11 protein-coding genes are annotated in these 17,423 nt (G+C 62.9%); all 11 read left to right on the forward strand.

The genetic code is table 11. The features are described from left to right. Positions 1 to 87 precede the first annotated feature (87 nt). The 11 genes from RIN61_RS20445 (at position 88) to RIN61_RS20495 (ending at position 17,420) form a co-directional block, all read left to right on the forward strand. Positions 88 to 4,575, forward strand: a complete 4,488-nt coding sequence (locus RIN61_RS20445) for an NEL-type E3 ubiquitin ligase domain-containing protein (protein ID WP_313853734.1) — start codon at positions 88 to 90, stop codon at positions 4,573 to 4,575. A 118-nt stretch (positions 4,576 to 4,693) separates the two neighbouring features. Further along, on the forward strand, positions 4,694 to 9,250 hold the full coding sequence (locus tag RIN61_RS20450; RefSeq protein WP_313853737.1) for an NEL-type E3 ubiquitin ligase domain-containing protein: 4,557 nt from the start codon (positions 4,694 to 4,696) through the stop codon (positions 9,248 to 9,250). A 121-nt stretch (positions 9,251 to 9,371) separates the two neighbouring features. Next, positions 9,372 to 11,018: an acyl-CoA synthetase gene (locus RIN61_RS20455; protein WP_313853739.1), complete on the forward strand. Its 1,647-nt coding sequence runs from the start codon at positions 9,372 to 9,374 to the stop codon at positions 11,016 to 11,018. A gap of 13 nt (positions 11,019 to 11,031) precedes the next feature. Next, positions 11,032 to 11,799: an SDR family NAD(P)-dependent oxidoreductase gene (locus tag RIN61_RS20460; protein ID WP_252379123.1), complete on the forward strand. Its 768-nt coding sequence runs from the start codon at positions 11,032 to 11,034 to the stop codon at positions 11,797 to 11,799. Positions 11,800 to 11,810: 11 nt separating this feature from the next. Further along, positions 11,811 to 13,004, forward strand: coding sequence for an acetyl-CoA C-acyltransferase (locus tag RIN61_RS20465; RefSeq protein WP_313853742.1), 1,194 nt, complete (start codon positions 11,811 to 11,813; stop codon positions 13,002 to 13,004). 8 nt (positions 13,005 to 13,012) lie between these two features. Next, the gene (locus RIN61_RS20470) at positions 13,013 to 14,140 is read left to right on the forward strand and encodes an acyl-CoA dehydrogenase (RefSeq protein WP_025338375.1); all 1,128 of its coding nucleotides are present in this window, start codon (positions 13,013 to 13,015) and stop codon (positions 14,138 to 14,140) included. Positions 14,141 to 14,153: 13 nt separating this feature from the next. Next, entirely contained in the window at positions 14,154 to 14,927 is a 774-nt protein-coding gene (locus RIN61_RS20475) for an enoyl-CoA hydratase (protein ID WP_050704987.1), read from the forward strand. Between the two features lie 629 nt (positions 14,928 to 15,556). Beyond that, positions 15,557 to 15,961 carry a TraR/DksA family transcriptional regulator gene (locus RIN61_RS20480; protein ID WP_003259022.1) on the forward strand — a complete coding sequence of 135 codons (405 nt, stop codon included), beginning with the start codon at positions 15,557 to 15,559 and terminating at the stop codon, positions 15,959 to 15,961. 178 nt (positions 15,962 to 16,139) lie between these two features. After that, positions 16,140 to 16,334 carry a hypothetical protein gene (locus RIN61_RS20485; protein ID WP_112253275.1) on the forward strand — a complete coding sequence of 65 codons (195 nt, stop codon included), beginning with the start codon at positions 16,140 to 16,142 and terminating at the stop codon, positions 16,332 to 16,334. A gap of 406 nt (positions 16,335 to 16,740) precedes the next feature. Next, positions 16,741 to 17,211, forward strand: a complete 471-nt coding sequence (locus tag RIN61_RS20490; protein WP_003259020.1) for a hypothetical protein — start codon at positions 16,741 to 16,743, stop codon at positions 17,209 to 17,211. Beyond that, the gene (locus RIN61_RS20495) at positions 17,208 to 17,420 is read left to right on the forward strand and encodes a hypothetical protein (RefSeq protein ID WP_313853749.1); all 213 of its coding nucleotides are present in this window, start codon (positions 17,208 to 17,210) and stop codon (positions 17,418 to 17,420) included. The genes RIN61_RS20490 and RIN61_RS20495 overlap by 4 nt, the downstream gene beginning before the upstream one ends. Positions 17,421 to 17,423 lie beyond the last annotated feature (3 nt).

Consider the following 17,423-nt stretch of genomic DNA (forward strand, 5'->3'; position numbering starts at 1 on the left):
GGCTAGCGGGTGAGGTAATTCCCCCTGACCGGCAGGGCGCTTCGATGAAAGATTGTGCGTCTCTTTCCGCCGATCAGAGCACAGCCCATGCGCCAGTTTGCCGCCGTTTCGCAAAAGCCCCTCGCATACACCGTGGAGGATGAGCAACGGGCCACCGACCGTTTCATCCAGCAGCGCTTGCCAGACTGGCTAAAAGAAGCATCCGTGGGGCAAATCAGCGAACTACGCCGCCTGCTCGACGCGCACAAGGCCAGCCAGAAGCGAGTGAAGGATGCGACGCAAGCGGTCGCCCCAGTGCAGCAGTTTGCCGCAACCCAGTTCGCCCGGGCCCTGAGCCGGTTTCTGCCAGCGGGCAAATCACTCAGCAAGCTGCAGTGGCGAGACAAGGGAGTGGAGCTGCTGGGTGTCTCGCTGCCCCACCTGGAATACTCCTACAAGGCTGGCCCTGCCTTACTGCGCCTGATGCAGAACTTCGCCGAAGGCGCCACCCCGCTGGATGGCAGTGGCCTTTACGATCCTGTCACGCAAACGCTGGTGTCCGAGGATATCGATTCGCTCGTGTTTGCCTGCCGAAGCCTGGATGCGGGTGGCAGGTATCAGACCTTGCTCACCGACAACTTCAGACGCCACCGGGCGGTACTGGTCGGTGACAAACTCGCCGCGCTGCGGCTTGCCGCGCAGGTCGCGCTCTTGCGCGGGCAGATCGACGCGACAGTGAAAGCAGCGTTGGATGCCTGTTTCGCGCCCAGTGCCAGGGCACCACAGGATCCCGCTCCCGCATTGATCGCGTATCCTGGCTTGCTGAGCATGCTCGGCCATACCGTGCACGAGGCGCTGTACATACAGTTGCGCGGCCACGATGACAGTGATCAAGGGGTAATCCTGTACCTGGCAGATGGCTCCGATCATCCGTTGCGCCGCTATGACTCGAAGCTGGCCCTTGAGCAGGCGCTGGTCCGCCAGTTATCGACGCCGGAGCCCCTGGCAGCATTCAGCCAACGCATAGCCCTGCGCGAGCGAAAGCCGTTTCTTGATCAACTGGGATTGCGCCTGGCAGATGCTGAACCCGATCTTGAAGTGGAAGGCGAGGCGGGGCATGGCGCCATTGGCGAGCGTTGGGTAGCGGCGCTGATCGATCGGGCCAAAGATGATGCGCGGCTGCTTTTGGTGCCCACCGCTGATGCCGACGCCAAGGCCAGTCAGGAGCGCCTGGCGACCTGGAGTTCGGCCGGTTGGAACCTGGCCAACCTCGCCGGATTCTTCATTCCGCTGGTGGGGGCAGCATTGCTGGCCGACTTGCTGCGCCAGGTTTGTTCCCATACCTATGAAGGGATGGCCGACTGGGCCGAGGGGCATGACCACGAGGCACTTGAACATTTGCTTGGCGTTGCGCAGATTGCTGCGGGCGTAGCCATCACCACCGGCGCGGTGGCGGGTGCCGGGGCTGTGGTACGGCTGTTACAGCGCAGTACATTCGTCGACGGCCTGGTGCCGGTCAGCCTTGAAGGTGTTGGCGCGCGTCTCTGGCAAAATGATCTGACGGCCTATGCCTGTGATCTGGAGCAAAATGCGTTACTCGATGAGCGAGGCCTCTATAGCACCGGTCAGCGGCACTGGCTACGCATCGCTGATGATTACTATGAGGTGCACCAGCCGCACGCGGGTAGCGGCTGGCGCTTGCGTCATCCGCTGCGCAGTGAGGCCTACGGGCCCGCAGTCAATTTCAACGGGGAGCGCTTTTGGCACTTGCCGCAAGAGCGCCTGGCAGCCTGGAGCGATCCAGCGCAGATGCTCAACCGGCTGTGGCCGCAGGCACAGCCACTGGACTCACAGCGTGCCCAGGCAATATTGCAAGTAGCAGGCAGTGACCTGGACGAGCTGCGCGGCATCGTTCTCGATAACCGCGCCTTGCCAGCCAACCTGCGGGATACCTTGCGCCGCTTCGCGGCGGATCGGCGCATCGAAACGTTTTTTGCCGCGCTCGGCGCCGCCAAGGCTGGGGCGGATCCAGCACTCATCCAGTACTGCCGGCAACGTCCGCAATTTGCCGGCGTCGACGACGCCGGCCTGGCTGCTGCGGTTGTCGAACAGAGCTCGACATTGCGTGCGGAGCTGTTTGCCCACCTGACCCAGGAAGCGACCACGGAGGACCGCGTTGCGGGCGTAGTCTTGCGTGACTTTGCCGGGTTGCCTGTTGGCTATGCCCTGGAGCTGGCGTATTCGGTTTCTGGCGAAGAGCGGCAGCAGATCGAACTGTTGCAGCGGCTACCGCTGCCGGTCGCCGAAAAAGCCCGGGCGTTGCTGCAACTGGCCAGGCTGAGCCGGGCTCAACAAGGCCTGCTGCTGCGCAACGCTTACAGCGACGAAAGCGGTGAACTGCTGGTGCAACTGTTACCACGCCTGGCCAACTGGTCTTTCCGGCAGCGGCTGGAGCTGCGCGCAAAAAGCGCATCGGGCCGCCTGATCGCGATCCTCAACTCACAAGCGCCCGCAGAGGCCGGGGTAGTACTGGTGCGCGCCGAGGGGCAGTTCAAGCTGTATGGCCACCTTGGCACGTCGCTCGATACTGAGGTGGATGCACCAGACGACATCTTCGCGGCGGTTGTAGCCCTGCTGTCACCCGGACAGCAAAGCCGGTTGATGCTTGATCCCGCGAATCCGGCCGGCGCGCTGCGCCGACTGATTATCGAGGCGATACCGACGACGCGTACGCAATTGCTCAGGCGGCTCGGCTGGCGAGAGCAGCCAGGTTGGTTCAACCCCGGGCAGCGCTTGCCTGACGGGCGAGTGGGTTACCCTCTGGGCGGTCAGCAGTCAACCGAACAGGGCTACGTGGGCCAACTGCGCGCGCGGCTCAGAAGCCTTTACCATGGTGCGAGTGACGCAGAAATCGATGAACACCTGGACAGGATCAACCGCAGCGAAGACCCGTTCGCAGCGATGCTTGCCGAGGAAGACAATTTTCGTCTGCTCAACCACCGTCTAGGCCGATGGGTTTCGTATGCCAGGGGCAACGAGGCGGGGCCGCGGCGGTTGTTTGCAGCCAGGTTACGTCAGGCTTGGCGCCGGCAATTGCCCCTCGACAGGATGCATGCCGAATTGGGTGGGCGGATTCTTGACCTGAGCGGCTTTCAGGTCAGCAGCCTGCCGGAACTGGCAGAGGCCCTCGACTTCCATTTCGTGACCACGCTGGTGATGATCAATACGCCGCTGGTCGTGGAGCCTAACGAGTTCTTCAGCTGCTTCAGAGAAGTGCGCAGGCTGAATTTTTCCAGAAACCACCTGCTCCGGGTGCCCGCCGGGCTGCGGCATATGGCCAACCTGGAAAGCGTGCAACTGTCTTATAACCGCATCCGGTGGGGCGAAATGGGAAGCGAAACCTTGAGCGGGTTACAGCATCTGGCCGTGCTGGACCTGAGCGCGAATCCGTTGCGGCGCCTGGCACTGCGTTTCAACCCGGCTGCGCAGTTGCAAGCGCTGCATCTGCGCCATTGCAGCCTGGTGGAATGGCCCGCAGGGCTGGAACAATGTGCCCTGCTTACCGTGGTGGATCTGCGCTGTAACCAGATTACCGAGGTGCCACAGGCGATCATGCAAATGCCGTATGAATTTCGTATGGCTTTTCAGGTGCAGAACAACGCCATCTCTGCACGCCAATTGGCCAGATTGCACGCTCCGCCGGCCCATTTGGCGCACCCACAAGCCGCTCCGGTGGTGCAAGTTCCGGCTCGCCAGCTGTGGCTGGGCGAGGCCGCCACCCAGGTGCAGCGCGATCTTTGGGACCGAGTGTTCGGCGTGGCGGGCCGTGCGCGTGTGCTGGATATCTTGCAGGCGCTGCAGAACACCAAGGATTACCACAGGCACCGAGCCGATCTGACACTGCAGGTGTGGGGGCTGCTCGAGGCGATGGATGAAGATGCCGAGCTTGCAGGCCAGGTGACAGCCATCGCCGAAGACAGGACGACCTGCGCCGACAGCATTGCCGAACGCTTCAGCGAAATGCATCTGCAAGCCCTGATCGCCCAGACCAACCGAGCCACCGACGTCCAGCAGGATGGCTTGTTGCAACTGGGGCTTGGCTTGTTCCGGCTGGAAAGGTTGCAAAGGTTCGCACGCATGGACATTGCCACGCGCGAGAGCCTGCACCAACAGGTAGACCCGATAGAGGTCAAGCTCGCCTACAGCGTGGCATTGGCGCAGGAAATGGGCTTGCCAGGGCAACCCTCGTCATTCAGGTACGGCGATCTGGCCAATGTTACCCCAGCTCAGCTGGAAGCAGCGCGCGCATTCGTCCGCGAAAGCGAGACCGTAGAGGCGCAGGCCGAGTTTCTCGCGTTGCAACCGTTCTGGAGCGGTTGGGTGGAAAGCCAGAATCAGCAGCGCTTCGAGGAGCTCGATACGCACTATGCGCAGCAGGCAAACGCATTGTCCGCTCAGACGGAGCAGGGCGCCGGCGCGCAGGCACCTCAGGCTGAATGGGATGAGCTTGAATACAGGCGGACCTCGGACCGCTACAGGTTGGTTGTGGAATTTACCAAGGAAATATTGCAAGCCAGGCCTGACCACGGCGCCTGATCGCCCTGCTATCGATCGCGCAGGAGAGTGAAATTCGTATCTCGCCCAGGACGCTTGCCCGAGATGGTTGCTGCCCAGAGGCAAGCGTTCCTGCTGTCTGTACCGAGGCTGGCTGATCATGGTGATGGCCCTTCAACCAGACAGGGCTCTGCCTATGTGTCCCGCAAAGGCGCTCCGCGCCTCCTCTTACCCTGGCAATGGCTTCATTGCCAGTCATTTGCCCGAGTGGCTTGCCAAAGCCAGTGCGCAACAAGTCAGGCGCTTGCATGACTGTGTGACTGCGCATTTGCAAAGCCAGAAGCAGATGGCCCGTTATAGCGGCCAGTTGCAACCGCTTGGGGAATTCGCGAAAGGTCTGCTTCAACCAGCCATTGCAAGCCGGCTGGGGCAGGTGATCGAGCTGGATACCGCCGTCTGGCGAGAAGCGCGCATTCATGTCAGCCAGCGGCCATTCGAGCCCATTCCGGGTTTGCTTCCGCCAGACTTCGAAACACGTTTCGTCCAGCAGCCGTTGCTGCAAAAACTGCTGCAAAATTTTACTGCAGGCGAGTCTTTCGCCAACCAGACCGCAGTGCTCGGGCCACAGGCTGCGGGCCAGCAAGCGCCCGTCATATTGACCGACCGAATCGATGATCTGGTCGCCGTCTGCCGGGAAGTCGATGTCGGGGCCGCTTACCAGGCGCATCTTGCCCGGGTACTGGGCCCAGCCTTCGTCGATGCGCTGGCGCAAGACAAACGCCAGGAGCTGGCACTCGCCATCGAGCTGGCCTGCCTGAAAGGGCAGCTCAACAGTGCCGATGGCATGGCGTTAAGCTTGATTTGCCAAGACAAGCCAGCATTCCATGCCGAGGGGCTGGTCGTTGACACCGGGGCGTTAAAGGTTCTGGGAAAACGGGTCGACGGCGCCCTGGCCTTCGAGTTGCGCGAGCCGATCCGGCGGCAGAGCGATTTCCCGGTGGGGCCGCCTGATCGTCTCAAAGGCGTGATCATTTACCTCCCCGGCGCGGCGTCAGCGTCGTTACGTCGTTTTGCGGATTGGGGCGCTGTCAAGCAAGCTCTGGTCCGTGAGCTGGCGCAAGTGGCATTTCAGCATGCTTTGCTGCAGCGCATCGCTTTGCATGATCGGGCGGGTTTCCAGGCTTTGTTGGCTGTGCGCTTGAGTGATGCCCAGCCAGACTTGCAGCCTGGCCGGTCGAAAACCGATGGTAAGTGGTTCATCGATATGGCCCGCTGGCAGGCGCGTCGTATCAAGAACGACGCGATGTTTGTGGCGGTTCCCTCGGCTCGCGTGGATAGCCAAGCGGCTGCGGTGCGCCTGACCGCACTGAAAAACGCCGGCATCGGTCTGCTGACCCTGGCCGGTTTGTTCGTGCCTGTGGTGGGCACCTTGCTGTTGGCAGACATGGCCAGGCAAGTGTTGGGGCATGTGTACGAAGGCGTCAGCGACTGGTCCCAAGGTCACCAGCACGAAGCCTTGCAGCATTTGCTGGAGGTGGCTGGCGCGGTTGCAACGCTTGGGGTGGCGTCCGTGGCGGCCTACACGGCGCGTAGCGTTTTTGTCGAGACGCTCGAACCCGTTATCACTGAGCAGGGGCAGGAGAAACTCTGGTTGTCCGATCTGGCGCCGTATCGACAAGCAGACCCTGATGTTGAGATGACTGAACGCCACGACGGGCTGTTCAGCGGTGCCGGTGAATTATGGTGGCACAACGATGGGAAATTTTACGGCGTGTATCAGGACAGCAAGGGCGCGTGGCGCTTGCTGCACCCGGATGGCCCGCAAGCATTCGGCCCGCTGCTGCGCAGTAATGGCGAACGCGGCTGGTGGCTGAGCCTGGACCGGCCACAGCAATGGCAAGGGAGCGCGTACTTGCTCACACGCCTGTGGCCGGCGGCCAGAACCCTGTCAGCCGAGCAGGTGGCGCAGATACTGCTGGTTGCGGGCACAGACGAGGCGGGGTTGCGTCGGCTGGTGGTCGAATCCCGACCGTTACCGGTGACGCTGCGCGACACCCTCGAGCGGTTCGCGGTGCATACTCAGAACCAAGCCTTTTTTGACGGTTCGGCTGAAGGCGCGGCCTTTGCCGATCGGCTCAACTGGTGTAGCCAGAAACTGGGTGCGCCAGTGGATGCCGCGAGCGACCAGGCCGGCCAACTGCGCCCTGCCATGCTGGATCATTTTGCTGAGCGATACCTGCGCGAAGAGCCGTTGTGGCCGTTGTTCGCTCGCCATTTCCCGCAACTGCCCAAAGCCTATGCGTCGGATATCCTCAGAACGGCCACCAGCGAAATGCGAGCAAGCATGCAGAGCAGTTCGCGCCTGCCGCTGGTATTGGCTCAACAGGCGCGGCTGCAGCAGCAGCGTGCTCGGCTGACCCGCCTGCGCGAGGCATTGTGTTTGCGTGACAGCTACAGCCATGATGCCGTTACTTTGGTATTTCGTCTGTTGCAACGTCAGGGGCTCGCTGCCGACCAGACCGACCTGGTGCTGCATGAGCGCTCGTCCAGCAGCCCGGTACTCGAGCGCTTGCTGCCGGCATTTGGCAAGCCGCCGCAAAGGCTGCACATGGTCTGGTCAGCGGGGCGCTTCGAGCTGTATGACGACGCTGGCAGGCGCAGCGACCTGGATGTCGCGCAGCCGCAAGGCTTGTTCGAAGTGCTCGCGGCCTGCCTTTCCCCTGCCTACTGCCGTCGGCTGGGCTGGCTGGGTGACGATGCGCCGCAGCGCATCCGCGCGCAGATACAGGCCTGGCTGCCATCTGAACCCAAGGAACAGCTGGCCTTGTTAGGCTGGCGTGAAGCCAGGCCGCTTGGCGCCACCTTCCAGCGGCTCGGCGATGGCCGCGCCGGCTACCCGCTCGGCCCGGTGCTGTCGTGCCTGGACTCGCCTGAGTGCGTGTTACGCCGCAGGATCCTCGCGCTTTATCCGAGCTTGAATGAAGTGCAGGCCGAGCATTACATCGATTTGCTTTACCAGCACAGCGCGTCACCGTTCAGCTCGGTACTGCGGCTGGAGCTGGAATACGATCAGCTGTCCCAGCGCCTCAATGCCTGGGCGCGGCATGCCAATAGACATGTGCGTGATCATCGCCTGCAAGCCAGCATCGAATTTCAGCGGGCGTGGCGAATGGAGACCTTCCGTTTGGCGGCCCGGCCGCAGGGCGGCAGGCAGGCAAACGTTTCTCTGATCTCCATTCCTCTGGGCGAGCTGCCCGAATTGCCCGCCGGCACGGATTTTGGCCACATCGACCAGTTGGTGTTGGTCAACCTGCGCCTGCCGGCGCTGCCTGAGGATTTCCTGTCGTTCTTCCCCAATGTGCAGGTACTCAACCTTGCCTACAACGATCTGCATGCACTGCCTGCCTGCTTGGAGAACCTCGGCCAGCTGCGCGAGCTGAACCTTGCCGGTAATCAGATTCGCCTGGACGAGGACCAGGCGGCGGTGCTGGCTGGCCTCGGCGAACTGCGCAGCCTCGAGCTCAGCGATAACCCGTTGGGCGCGGTGACTCTGCAGTTGGGAGCTCTACATAGCCTGGAAACCCTGAGCCTGCGCCGCGTTGGCCTGACGGCAATGCCCGAAGGGCTAGAGCTTTGTGAACAGCTGACCTATGTCGACATGCGTAACAACCAGATCACCGACCTGCCGCAAGCACTCATCGATTCACCAGTGCCGCGGCGCCAGCTGCTTATCCTGTCTGGCAACCCATTGTCGGAGCAAGTGATGGACCAACTGCGCAACCCTGCGCACCCCGGCCAGCCGACGCTGGTCGAGCTGGAGCCCGTCGTATCGAAGAACACCTGGCTGGGCACGCTCGATGACAACCAGCGTCAAGCCCATGAAGCGCTGTGGGATGCGCTGCGCATCGAAGCGGACAGCGATGCATTTTTCGGGCTGCTCGACGAATTGGTGGAAAGCGCCGATTTCAGGGCAGCGCCGCAGGAGACCGGGCGAAGGGTATGGAGGGTGGTGGCAGCAGCCAAGGGCGATGCCCGGGTGCGCAGGGACCTGTTCGACTTGGCGGCCGACCCGCGTACTTGTGCCGACAGCGTAGCGCATTGTTTCAGTCAGTTGGAGGTGGGTATGCATGTGGCCGAGTTCACCCACAACGGTGAACCCGGCGCAACTGCCAAGGAACGCCTGATGCTCGCTCGGCGCCTGTTCCGCTTGGACCAGGTCGAAAAGCTCGCCCGCGCGAACATGGACGCAAGGTATGCAGATGGCCGCTGGGAGCAAGGTGAGCACGACGAGGAGGAGGTGGAGGTCAGCCTGGCTTATCGGGTGGGGCTGGCGCAGCGTCTCAATCTGCTCGGTCAGCCCACCAGCACCTATTTTGCGCACATGGTCGAGGTTAGCCCGGCAGACCTGGACGCGGCCTATGTTTCGGTGCTTACAGCTGAAGCCAGCGAGGAGCGACCTGCATTCATCAGCAAGCTCGGGTTCTGGATCAAGTCCTTGCGGGCACTTCATCCATCGCTCTACAGCGCGGTCGAGGACGACTTCCTCGAACAATGGCAGGCTGTGGAAGCACAAGGGCAGGCGCAGCGCAGTGCTGCCGCCGCGCTGGGTGACCCTGGCTATCTGCAGCAGGCGCGAAACCTTCAGCAAGCCCGCGCACGGGCGCTTGCCGCGCTGAACTTGCGCCTGACCAGAGAAGCGCTGGCGCGGCCGGTCTGACGCGCCCAAACGGCCAAACCGGTCATCCATATTGACAGCTTTGGCCATTGTCGCCGCGCCCGGGCAGCGCGAATATCGTCGAACCGATGGTTAACAAAAACAACAAACCAGGAGTTCGACGATGCGCGACTACGCTCAGGCCGCTCGTACGTTTGACCATGACCAGGCTGTTGCGGCGGCGCTGCAGGGTAGCCTTGAAGCCCTCAATGCCTGTGTCGAATGCTGCGACCGCCACGCCGGTACCGGCAAGCTGGCGCTGGTCTGGGAAGACCGTGATGGCAACAGCGCACGATACAGCTTCGATCAGCTCAAGGACCAGGCTGCGCGGTTCGCCACGGTGCTCAGGGAGCATGGCGTAGGCGCCGGCGACCGGGTCGCCGGACTGATGCCGCGTACTCCCGAGCTGCTGGTCACCATCCTCGCCACCTGGCGTCTCGGGGCGGTGTACCAGCCACTGTTTACCGCGTTCGGCCCCAAGGCCATCGAACATCGCCTTGAGCAGTCCCACGCCCGCGTGGTCGTCACCGACAGCCACAACCGCGCCAAGCTGGACGATGTGCACGCCTGCCCGACCATCATCACCGTCAATGCCCGCAGTGGCGAGCTGGACTTCCAGCAGTGCCTGGACAATGCCGCAGACCAATGCGAGCCGGTCATGCGCTCGGGCAACGACCCGTTCCTGCTGATGTTCACCTCCGGCACCACCGGCCCGGCCAAACCGCTGGAAGTGCCGCTGCGTGCCATCGTCGCGTTCCAGGGCTACATGCGCGATGCCATCGACCTGCGCCCCGAGGACAACTTCTGGAACCTGGCCGACCCGGGCTGGGCCTATGGCCTGTATTACGCGGTCACCGGCCCGCTTTCGCTGGGCCATGCCACCACGTTCTACGATGGCCCGTTCAGCGTTGAAAGCTGCGCGCGGGTGATCGACAAGCTGGGCATCACCAACCTGGCCGGCTCGCCCACCGCGTACCGCCTGCTGATTGCCGCCGGGGATGACTTTGCGGCACCGATCAAGGGCCGCCTGCGGGTGGTCAGCAGTGCCGGCGAACCGCTCAACCCGGAAGTGATCCGCTGGTTCGCCGACGAACTGGGCGTGACCATCCACGACCACTACGGGCAGACCGAACTGGGCATGGTGCTGTGCAACCACCATGGCCTGCAGCACCCGGTACACCTGGGCTCGGCCGGTTTCGCCATCCCCGGCCACCGCATCGTGGTGCTGGACGAGCAGGGCAACGAACTGCCTGCCGGCCAGCCGGGCATCCTCGCGGTCGACCGCGAGCAGTCGCCGTTGTGCTGGTTCGCGGGTTACCACGGCCTGCCGACCAAAGCCTTCGTCGGCAAGTACTACCTCAGCGGCGACACCGTCGAACTGAACCAGGACGGCAGCATCAGCTTCGTCGGCCGCAGCGACGATGTGATCACCACCTCCGGCTACCGGGTCGGCCCGTTCGATGTGGAAAGCGCACTGATCGAGCACCCGGCGGTGATCGAAGCGGCGGTGATTGGCAAACCGGACCCGGAGCGCACCGAGCTGATCAAGGCCTTCGTGGTATTGGCCAGCGGTTACCAGGGCAGCGCCGAGCTTGAAGAGGCTTTGCGCCAGCACGTACGCCAGCGCCTGTACGCCCATGCCTACCCAAGGGAAATCGAATTCGTCAGCGAGCTGCCCAAGACCCCGAGCGGCAAGCTGCAACGCTTCATCCTGCGCAACCAGGAAGTCGCCAAACAACAAGCGCAACAGGCCACCCCTGCCAGCGCCTGAAAGGAAACCGATCATGCAAATAGCCAACAAACACTTCATCGTCAGCGGCGCTGCCTCCGGGCTGGGTGCTGCTACCGCACAGATGCTGGTCGAGGCCGGCGCCAAGGTCATGCTGGTCGACCTCAATGCCCAGGCCGTCGAAGCCAAGGCACGCGAGCTGGGCGACAATGCCCGCTTCGCGGTGGCCGACATCAGCGACGAGCAGGCCGCCCACGCGGCAGTGGATGCGGCTGTCAACGCCTTTGGCAGCCTGCACGGGCTGGTCAACTGTGCCGGTATCGTCGGTGCCGAAAAAGTGCTGGGCAAGCAGGGCCCGCATGGCCTGGCCAGCTTTGCCAAGGTCATCAACGTCAACCTGATCGGCAGCTTCAACCTGCTGCGCCTGGCCGCTGCGGCCATGGCCGAAGGGCCGGCCGACGATGGCGGCGAGCGCGGGGTGATCATCAACACCGCCTCCATCGCCGCCTATGACGGGCAGATTGGCCAGGCCGCCTACGCGGCTTCCAAGGGCGCCATCGCCAGCCTGACCCTGCCGACCGCCCGCGAACTGGCGCGCTTCGGCATCCGTGTGATGACCATCGCCCCGGGCATCTTCGAAACGCCGATGATGGCCGGCATGACCGAGGAAGTACGCGCCTCGCTGGCCGCCGGCGTGCCGTTCCCGCCGCGCCTGGGCCGCCCGCAGGAATATGCCGCGCTGGCCCGCCACATCATCGAGAACAGCATGCTCAACGGCGAGGTGATCCGCCTCGACGGTGCACTGCGCATGGCTGCCAAGTAAGGAGAGCGAACATGACCCTCGCCAATGACCCGATCGTTATCGTAAGCGCCGTGCGCACGCCCATGGGCGGCCTGCAGGGCGACCTCAAGAGCCTGACTGCGCCGCAGCTGGGCAGCGCCGCCATCCGTGGTGCCGTGGAGCGCGCCGGCATCGATGCTGCCAGTGTCGAGCAGGTGCTGTTCGGCTGCGTGCTGCCGGCCGGCCAGGGCCAGGCACCGGCGCGCCAGGCCGCGCTGGGCGCCGGCCTGGACAAGCACACCACCTGTACCACCCTGAACAAGATGTGCGGTTCGGGCATGCAGGCGGCAATCATGGCCCATGACCTGCTGCTGGCCGGCACCGCTGATGTGGTGGTGGCTGGTGGCATGGAAAGCATGACCAATGCGCCCTACCTGCTGGACAAGGCCCGTGGCGGCTACCGCATGGGCCACGGCAGGATCATCGACCACATGTTCATGGATGGCCTGGAAGACGCCTACGACAAAGGTCGCCTGATGGGCACCTTTGCCGAAGACTGCGCCCAGGCCAATGCCTTCAGCCGCGAAGCCCAGGACCAGTTCGCCATCGCCTCGCTGACCCGCGCCCAGGACGCTATCAAGAGCGGTCGCTTTGCTGCCGAGATCGTGCCGGTCGAGGTCACCGAAGGCAAAGAGAAACGCGTCATCAAGGACGACGAACAGCCGCCCAAGGCACGCCTGGACAAAATCCCGCAGCTCAAGCCGGCCTTCCGCGAAGGCGGCACGGTGACCGCCGCCAACTCCAGCTCGATTTCCGACGGCGCTGCGGCGCTGGTGCTGATGCGCCGTGCCGAAGCCGACAAGCGCGGCCTCAAGCCGCTGGCGGTGATCCACGGCCATGCCGCCTTTGCCGACACCCCGGCACTGTTCCCGACCGCACCGATCGGTGCCATCGACAAACTGATGAAACGCACTGGCTGGGACCTGGCCGAGGTCGACCTGTTCGAGATCAACGAGGCCTTCGCCGTGGTCACCCTGGCGGCCATGAAGCACCTCGACCTGCCGCATGACAAGGTCAATATCCATGGCGGCGCCTGCGCCCTCGGCCACCCGATCGGCGCTTCCGGCGCGCGCATCCTGGTGACCCTGCTGTCGGCCCTGCGCCAGAACAACCTGCGCCGTGGTGTGGCGGCCATCTGCATTGGCGGCGGCGAGGCCACTGCCATGGCTGTCGAATGCCTGTACTGAGGTGAACCATGCTGGTAACTGACGAGCAACAACAGATCGCCGACGCGGTTCGCGCCTTTGCTCAGGAGCGCCTGAAGCCGTTTGCCGAACAATGGGACAAGGAACACCGCTTCCCGAAGGAGGCCATCGAGGAGATGGCCGAGCTGGGCCTGTTCGGCATGCTGGTGCCGGAGCAGTGGGGCGGCAGCGACACCGGCTACGTGGCCTATGCCATGGCCCTGGAGGAAATTGCCGCGGGTGACGGCGCCTGCTCGACCATCATGAGCGTGCACAACTCGGTGGGCTGTGTGCCGATCCTGCGCTTTGGCAGCGAGCAGCAGAAAGAGCAGTTCCTCACCCCGCTGGCCAGCGGCGCGATGCTCGGTGCCTTTGCCCTGACCGAACCACAGGCCGGCTCTGACGCCAGCAGCTTGAAGACCCGTGCACGTCTGGATGGCGACCACTACGTGCTCAATGGCAGCAAGCAGTTCATCACCTCCGGGCAGAATGCCGGGGTGGTGATCGTGTTCGCCGTGACCGACCCGGACGCCGGCAAGCGCGGCATTAGCGCCTTCATCGTGCCCACCGATTCGCCGGGCTACCAAGTGGCGCGGGTCGAGGACAAGCTCGGCCAGCACGCCTCCGACACCTGCCAGATCGTATTCGACAATGTGCGCGTGCCGGTGGCCAACCGCCTGGGTGCCGAAGGCGAGGGCTACAAGATCGCCCTGGCCAACCTCGAAGGCGGCCGTATCGGCATCGCCTCGCAGGCGGTGGGCATGGCCCGCGCGGCGTTCGAGGTGGCGCGTGACTACGCCAACGAGCGGCAGAGCTTTGGCAAGGCGCTGATCGAGCACCAGGCGGTGGCCTTCCGCCTGGCCGACATGGCGACGAAGATTGCCGTGGCCCGGCAAATGGTGCTGCATGCCGCCGCGCTGCGCGATGCCGGGCGCCCGGCGCTGGTTGAAGCGTCGATGGCCAAGCTGTTTGCCTCGGAAATGGCCGAAAAGGTCTGTTCGGACGCCTTGCAGACACTGGGCGGTTATGGCTATCTGAGTGACTTCCCGCTGGAGCGCATCTACCGCGACGTTCGGGTTTGCCAGATCTACGAAGGCACCAGCGACATTCAGCGCATGGTCATTGCGCGCAATCTTTGAAGGAGCAGACTGCATGGCATTCGAAACCATCCTGTTGGACATCCACGGCAAGGTCGGCCTGATCACCCTCAACCGCCCGCAGGCGCTGAACGCGTTGAACGCGCAGATCGTCGGCGAGATCAACCAGGCGCTGGACCAGCTCGAGCGCGATCCGAACATCGGCTGCGTGGTGCTGACCGGTTCCGCCAAGGCCTTTGCCGCTGGCGCCGACATCAAGGAAATGGCCGAGCTGCAATACCCGCAAATCTACGTTGACGACCTGTTCAGCGATGCCGACCGCATTGCCAACCGGCGCAAGCCGATCATTGCCGCGGTGTCCGGTTTTGCCTTGGGCGGTGGCTGCGAGTTGGCGATGATGTGTGACTTCATCCTGGCGGCGGATAACGCCAAGTTTGGTCAGCCAGAGATCAACCTGGGCGTGCTGCCGGGGATGGGCGGCACCCAGCGCCTGACCCGCGCGGTGGGCAAGGCCAAGGCCATGGAATTGTGCCTGACCGGTCGCCTGATGGGGGCTGAGGAAGCTGAGCGTGCCGGGCTGGTGGCGCGCATCGTGCCACAGGCGGAGCTGGTGGAAGAGGCGTTGAAGGTGGCTGCGACCATCGCCAGCAAGTCGATTCCGGTGAGCATGATGGTCAAGGAGAGCGTCAACCGTGCGTTCGAAGTCACCCTTAGCGAGGGTGTGCGCTTCGAGCGGCGGGTGTTCCATGCGGCGTTTGCTACCGAAGATCAGAAAGAGGGTATGGCTGCGTTCATTGCCAAGCGCGAGGCGCAGTTCAAGGATCGCTGATTCTGGTTGTGGATTTGCGTTGGGCCTTTGGGGCATGCCTTTAGAGGTCCGGCGCCTGTGAGATCGAGCGCCGCCCGCGCGGCGCTTCGCGGGGCAAGCCCGCTCCCACATTTGTTGCAACGTGCCGAACCTGCCAGGCCATGGTTGCCTGCCTTGGAGCACGTCTTGAAACTGGTGAGGCGGCAGCAGCGCCAACCGAGAAATTGAGTCAGACCAACAAGGCTGACAACCATGGCCTAACAGACATGGCCACGTTGCAACAAATGTGGGAGCGGGCTTGCCCCGCGAAGCGCCGCGCGGGCGGCGCTCGATCTCACAGGCACTGAAAATGTCATGGCAAACACCTGATAGCCCTAACCCAATCTCCAGACATGCACCTGGCGGCCCTGACCCAATTCCCCGCCATACTCCACGGCCCCTACCAAGCATCTTCTTTGCACCGACCAGCGGATTCCGAGCGCCGAAAGCAAATTCCCACCCAATTGCAGTTGCTCCACGCGACGCGGCGCCTTAGACTGCCGCCCCCTGTAAAAGAGTGCCGGTTGGCGCTTGAAGAATTCCGCTGCCGATGCCAAGGCGTCGGCGGCACCGGGAATCGCCCAAATGCACATTTTTTCATAGAGAAATCGATGACCAAGGAACAGTTGCTGGCCATGTCGGCCGATGACTACATGAACGCTGACCAGCTGGCTTTCTTCGCTGGCCTGCTGCAGGCGATGAAAGTCGAAACCCATGAACGCATCGAGCTGAGCCGTGCCACCATCGAAGGCCTGGACACCCCGTCGGACCCTGCCGACGTGGCTTCGGTCGAAGAGGAGCGTAGCTGGCTGGTGAATGCCATCGACCGCGACCAGCGCCTGCTGCCGCAGCTGGAAATGGCCCTGGACCGTATTGCCGACGAAAGCTTCGGCTGGTGCGATGACAGTGGTGAGCCTATCGGCCTGAAGCGTCTGCTGATCAGCCCGACCACCAAGTACTGCATCGAAGCCCAGGAGCGCCACGAGCAGCTCGACCGCCACCAGCGCCAGGTGTAACCACGCGCGGTGTGCCAAGCCCCACGGAGCGATCCCTGGGGCTTTTTGCGTTTCTTGTCGGCTGCGGTTTTGTTGCCCCGTACGTAACACTGCTATACCGGGATGCGCTGTTTCCGCGCCGTAAGCAGGCGTATCATGGCTCTATCGTTAGGGTGCTAATTAAATTCCGGAGGGAATGATGAATAGCCGGGTCGATGTAGCCGTGATGATTGGTTCGGGTGTGCCTGCCGCACTACGGGCGCTGGGTGTGCGCAACTGCTGGGTAGTGCTGGTCAATGGCGAACGCCGTGGCACCGCATTCGCCACCCGTGAAGAGGCGCTGGAGTGCCAGGCGGCCTGGCAGCAGCAGTTGAAGAAGGGCTTGGCTGCCTGAGCGCCGTGAGTGCTGTCGGCGAGTGAGCAGGGTTGTTCAGGGCGTTCCCTGTAAGAAATGTACTTTACCTCTCGACGAATTTCGGTGTTTTCGTGCATATTCTTCCCCCAGTAATGCGCTGATGGATTGCAGGGCCCGTTCTCACGTGCGCTCTGGCATTGCCTGCCGCATCTTTTCTGGCGGTTTTGTTGTCAGACATTACGCTTCCCGAATTGGGAATATGCCGAAAGCCTGTATTCGAGGCCAGATCTGGCAAGCCAGAGTAAAGATTCCTGCACGCTGCAGCGCCAGCGGGCACAGACATTTCGCATATCGCTTTATTATTCTTTCGCCTATCGATAAGAAATGACCGTGCCTCACCGAGCTTTGGGTGAGGGCGGGTTGTAACCGGTTGAGGATTACTTCATTGGCAGTCAGCACTCTTGATACCCATGCGTTGTTCGCCCTGGGCGACTTGCGCGGTAAATTGGCCCAGTTGTTTCAGGGCCGCTTTGTCTATGTCACCGAACAGAGTCCCGAAGGCCTGTACATGGCCGAAATCGACACCGAAAGCGCATTGGTCGTCGATGACAAGCAACGTTTGGAACTGAAGGTCGGCGACCACTTTCGCGCCGCGGTACTGCCCAGCCGTGAAGGCGGCAAACTGGAAATGCGCTTTCGTGAAATCAAGCTGAACGTATATGGCGTGGGCGACTATGCCTTCGTGTCGGTGCCCGAAGGCGAAGGCATCGTGTTCCGTGAAGGCCACGGTGTGATGCTGGTGTTCGCTGCGCAGCAGCAAGTGCAGGAAGGCCTGGGCAAGTTGCTCAAGGCGGTGACCGGAAAGGTTGCCAAATGGCGCAAAGGTGAGCTGACCACCTTCAAGGCCAGTGAATGACCCACAGTGACGAGGTGCCCGCCACGCGTGCCGAGTTCCATCGGCAGCACCTGGCGGATGCCCTGGCCGAGGCCGAGCGTTTGCTGGCCAGGCGCGATGAACTGCAAGGCGCCTGGTTGACCTGGGTGGCAGGCGAATTATATCGCCTTGGCCCGCCGCCTTATGTGGCCATGGTCCGGCGCGAGTTGCAGCGCCTTGCCCAAGGGTGAGGC

Source organism: Pseudomonas inefficax, assembly GCF_032164165.1.
GTDB lineage: Bacteria > Pseudomonadota > Gammaproteobacteria > Pseudomonadales > Pseudomonadaceae > Aquipseudomonas > Aquipseudomonas inefficax.

What these genes read in the sequence shown, in the direction of transcription:
- RIN61_RS20445 (WP_313853734.1), top strand. Translation starts at nt 88, where the DNA reads ATGCGCCAGTTTGCCGCCGTTTCGCAAAAGCCCCTCGCATACACCGTG.
- RIN61_RS20450 (WP_313853737.1), top strand. Translation starts at nt 4,694, where the DNA reads ATGGTGATGGCCCTTCAACCAGACAGGGCTCTGCCTATGTGTCCCGCA.
- RIN61_RS20455 (WP_313853739.1), top strand. Translation starts at nt 9,372, where the DNA reads ATGCGCGACTACGCTCAGGCCGCTCGTACGTTTGACCATGACCAGGCT.
- RIN61_RS20460 (WP_252379123.1), top strand. Translation starts at nt 11,032, where the DNA reads ATGCAAATAGCCAACAAACACTTCATCGTCAGCGGCGCTGCCTCCGGG.
- RIN61_RS20465 (WP_313853742.1), top strand. Translation starts at nt 11,811, where the DNA reads ATGACCCTCGCCAATGACCCGATCGTTATCGTAAGCGCCGTGCGCACG.
- RIN61_RS20470 (WP_025338375.1), top strand. Translation starts at nt 13,013, where the DNA reads ATGCTGGTAACTGACGAGCAACAACAGATCGCCGACGCGGTTCGCGCC.
- RIN61_RS20475 (WP_050704987.1), top strand. Translation starts at nt 14,154, where the DNA reads ATGGCATTCGAAACCATCCTGTTGGACATCCACGGCAAGGTCGGCCTG.
- RIN61_RS20480 (WP_003259022.1), top strand. Translation starts at nt 15,557, where the DNA reads ATGACCAAGGAACAGTTGCTGGCCATGTCGGCCGATGACTACATGAAC.
- RIN61_RS20485 (WP_112253275.1), top strand. Translation starts at nt 16,140, where the DNA reads ATGAATAGCCGGGTCGATGTAGCCGTGATGATTGGTTCGGGTGTGCCT.
- RIN61_RS20495 (WP_313853749.1), top strand. Translation starts at nt 17,208, where the DNA reads ATGACCCACAGTGACGAGGTGCCCGCCACGCGTGCCGAGTTCCATCGG.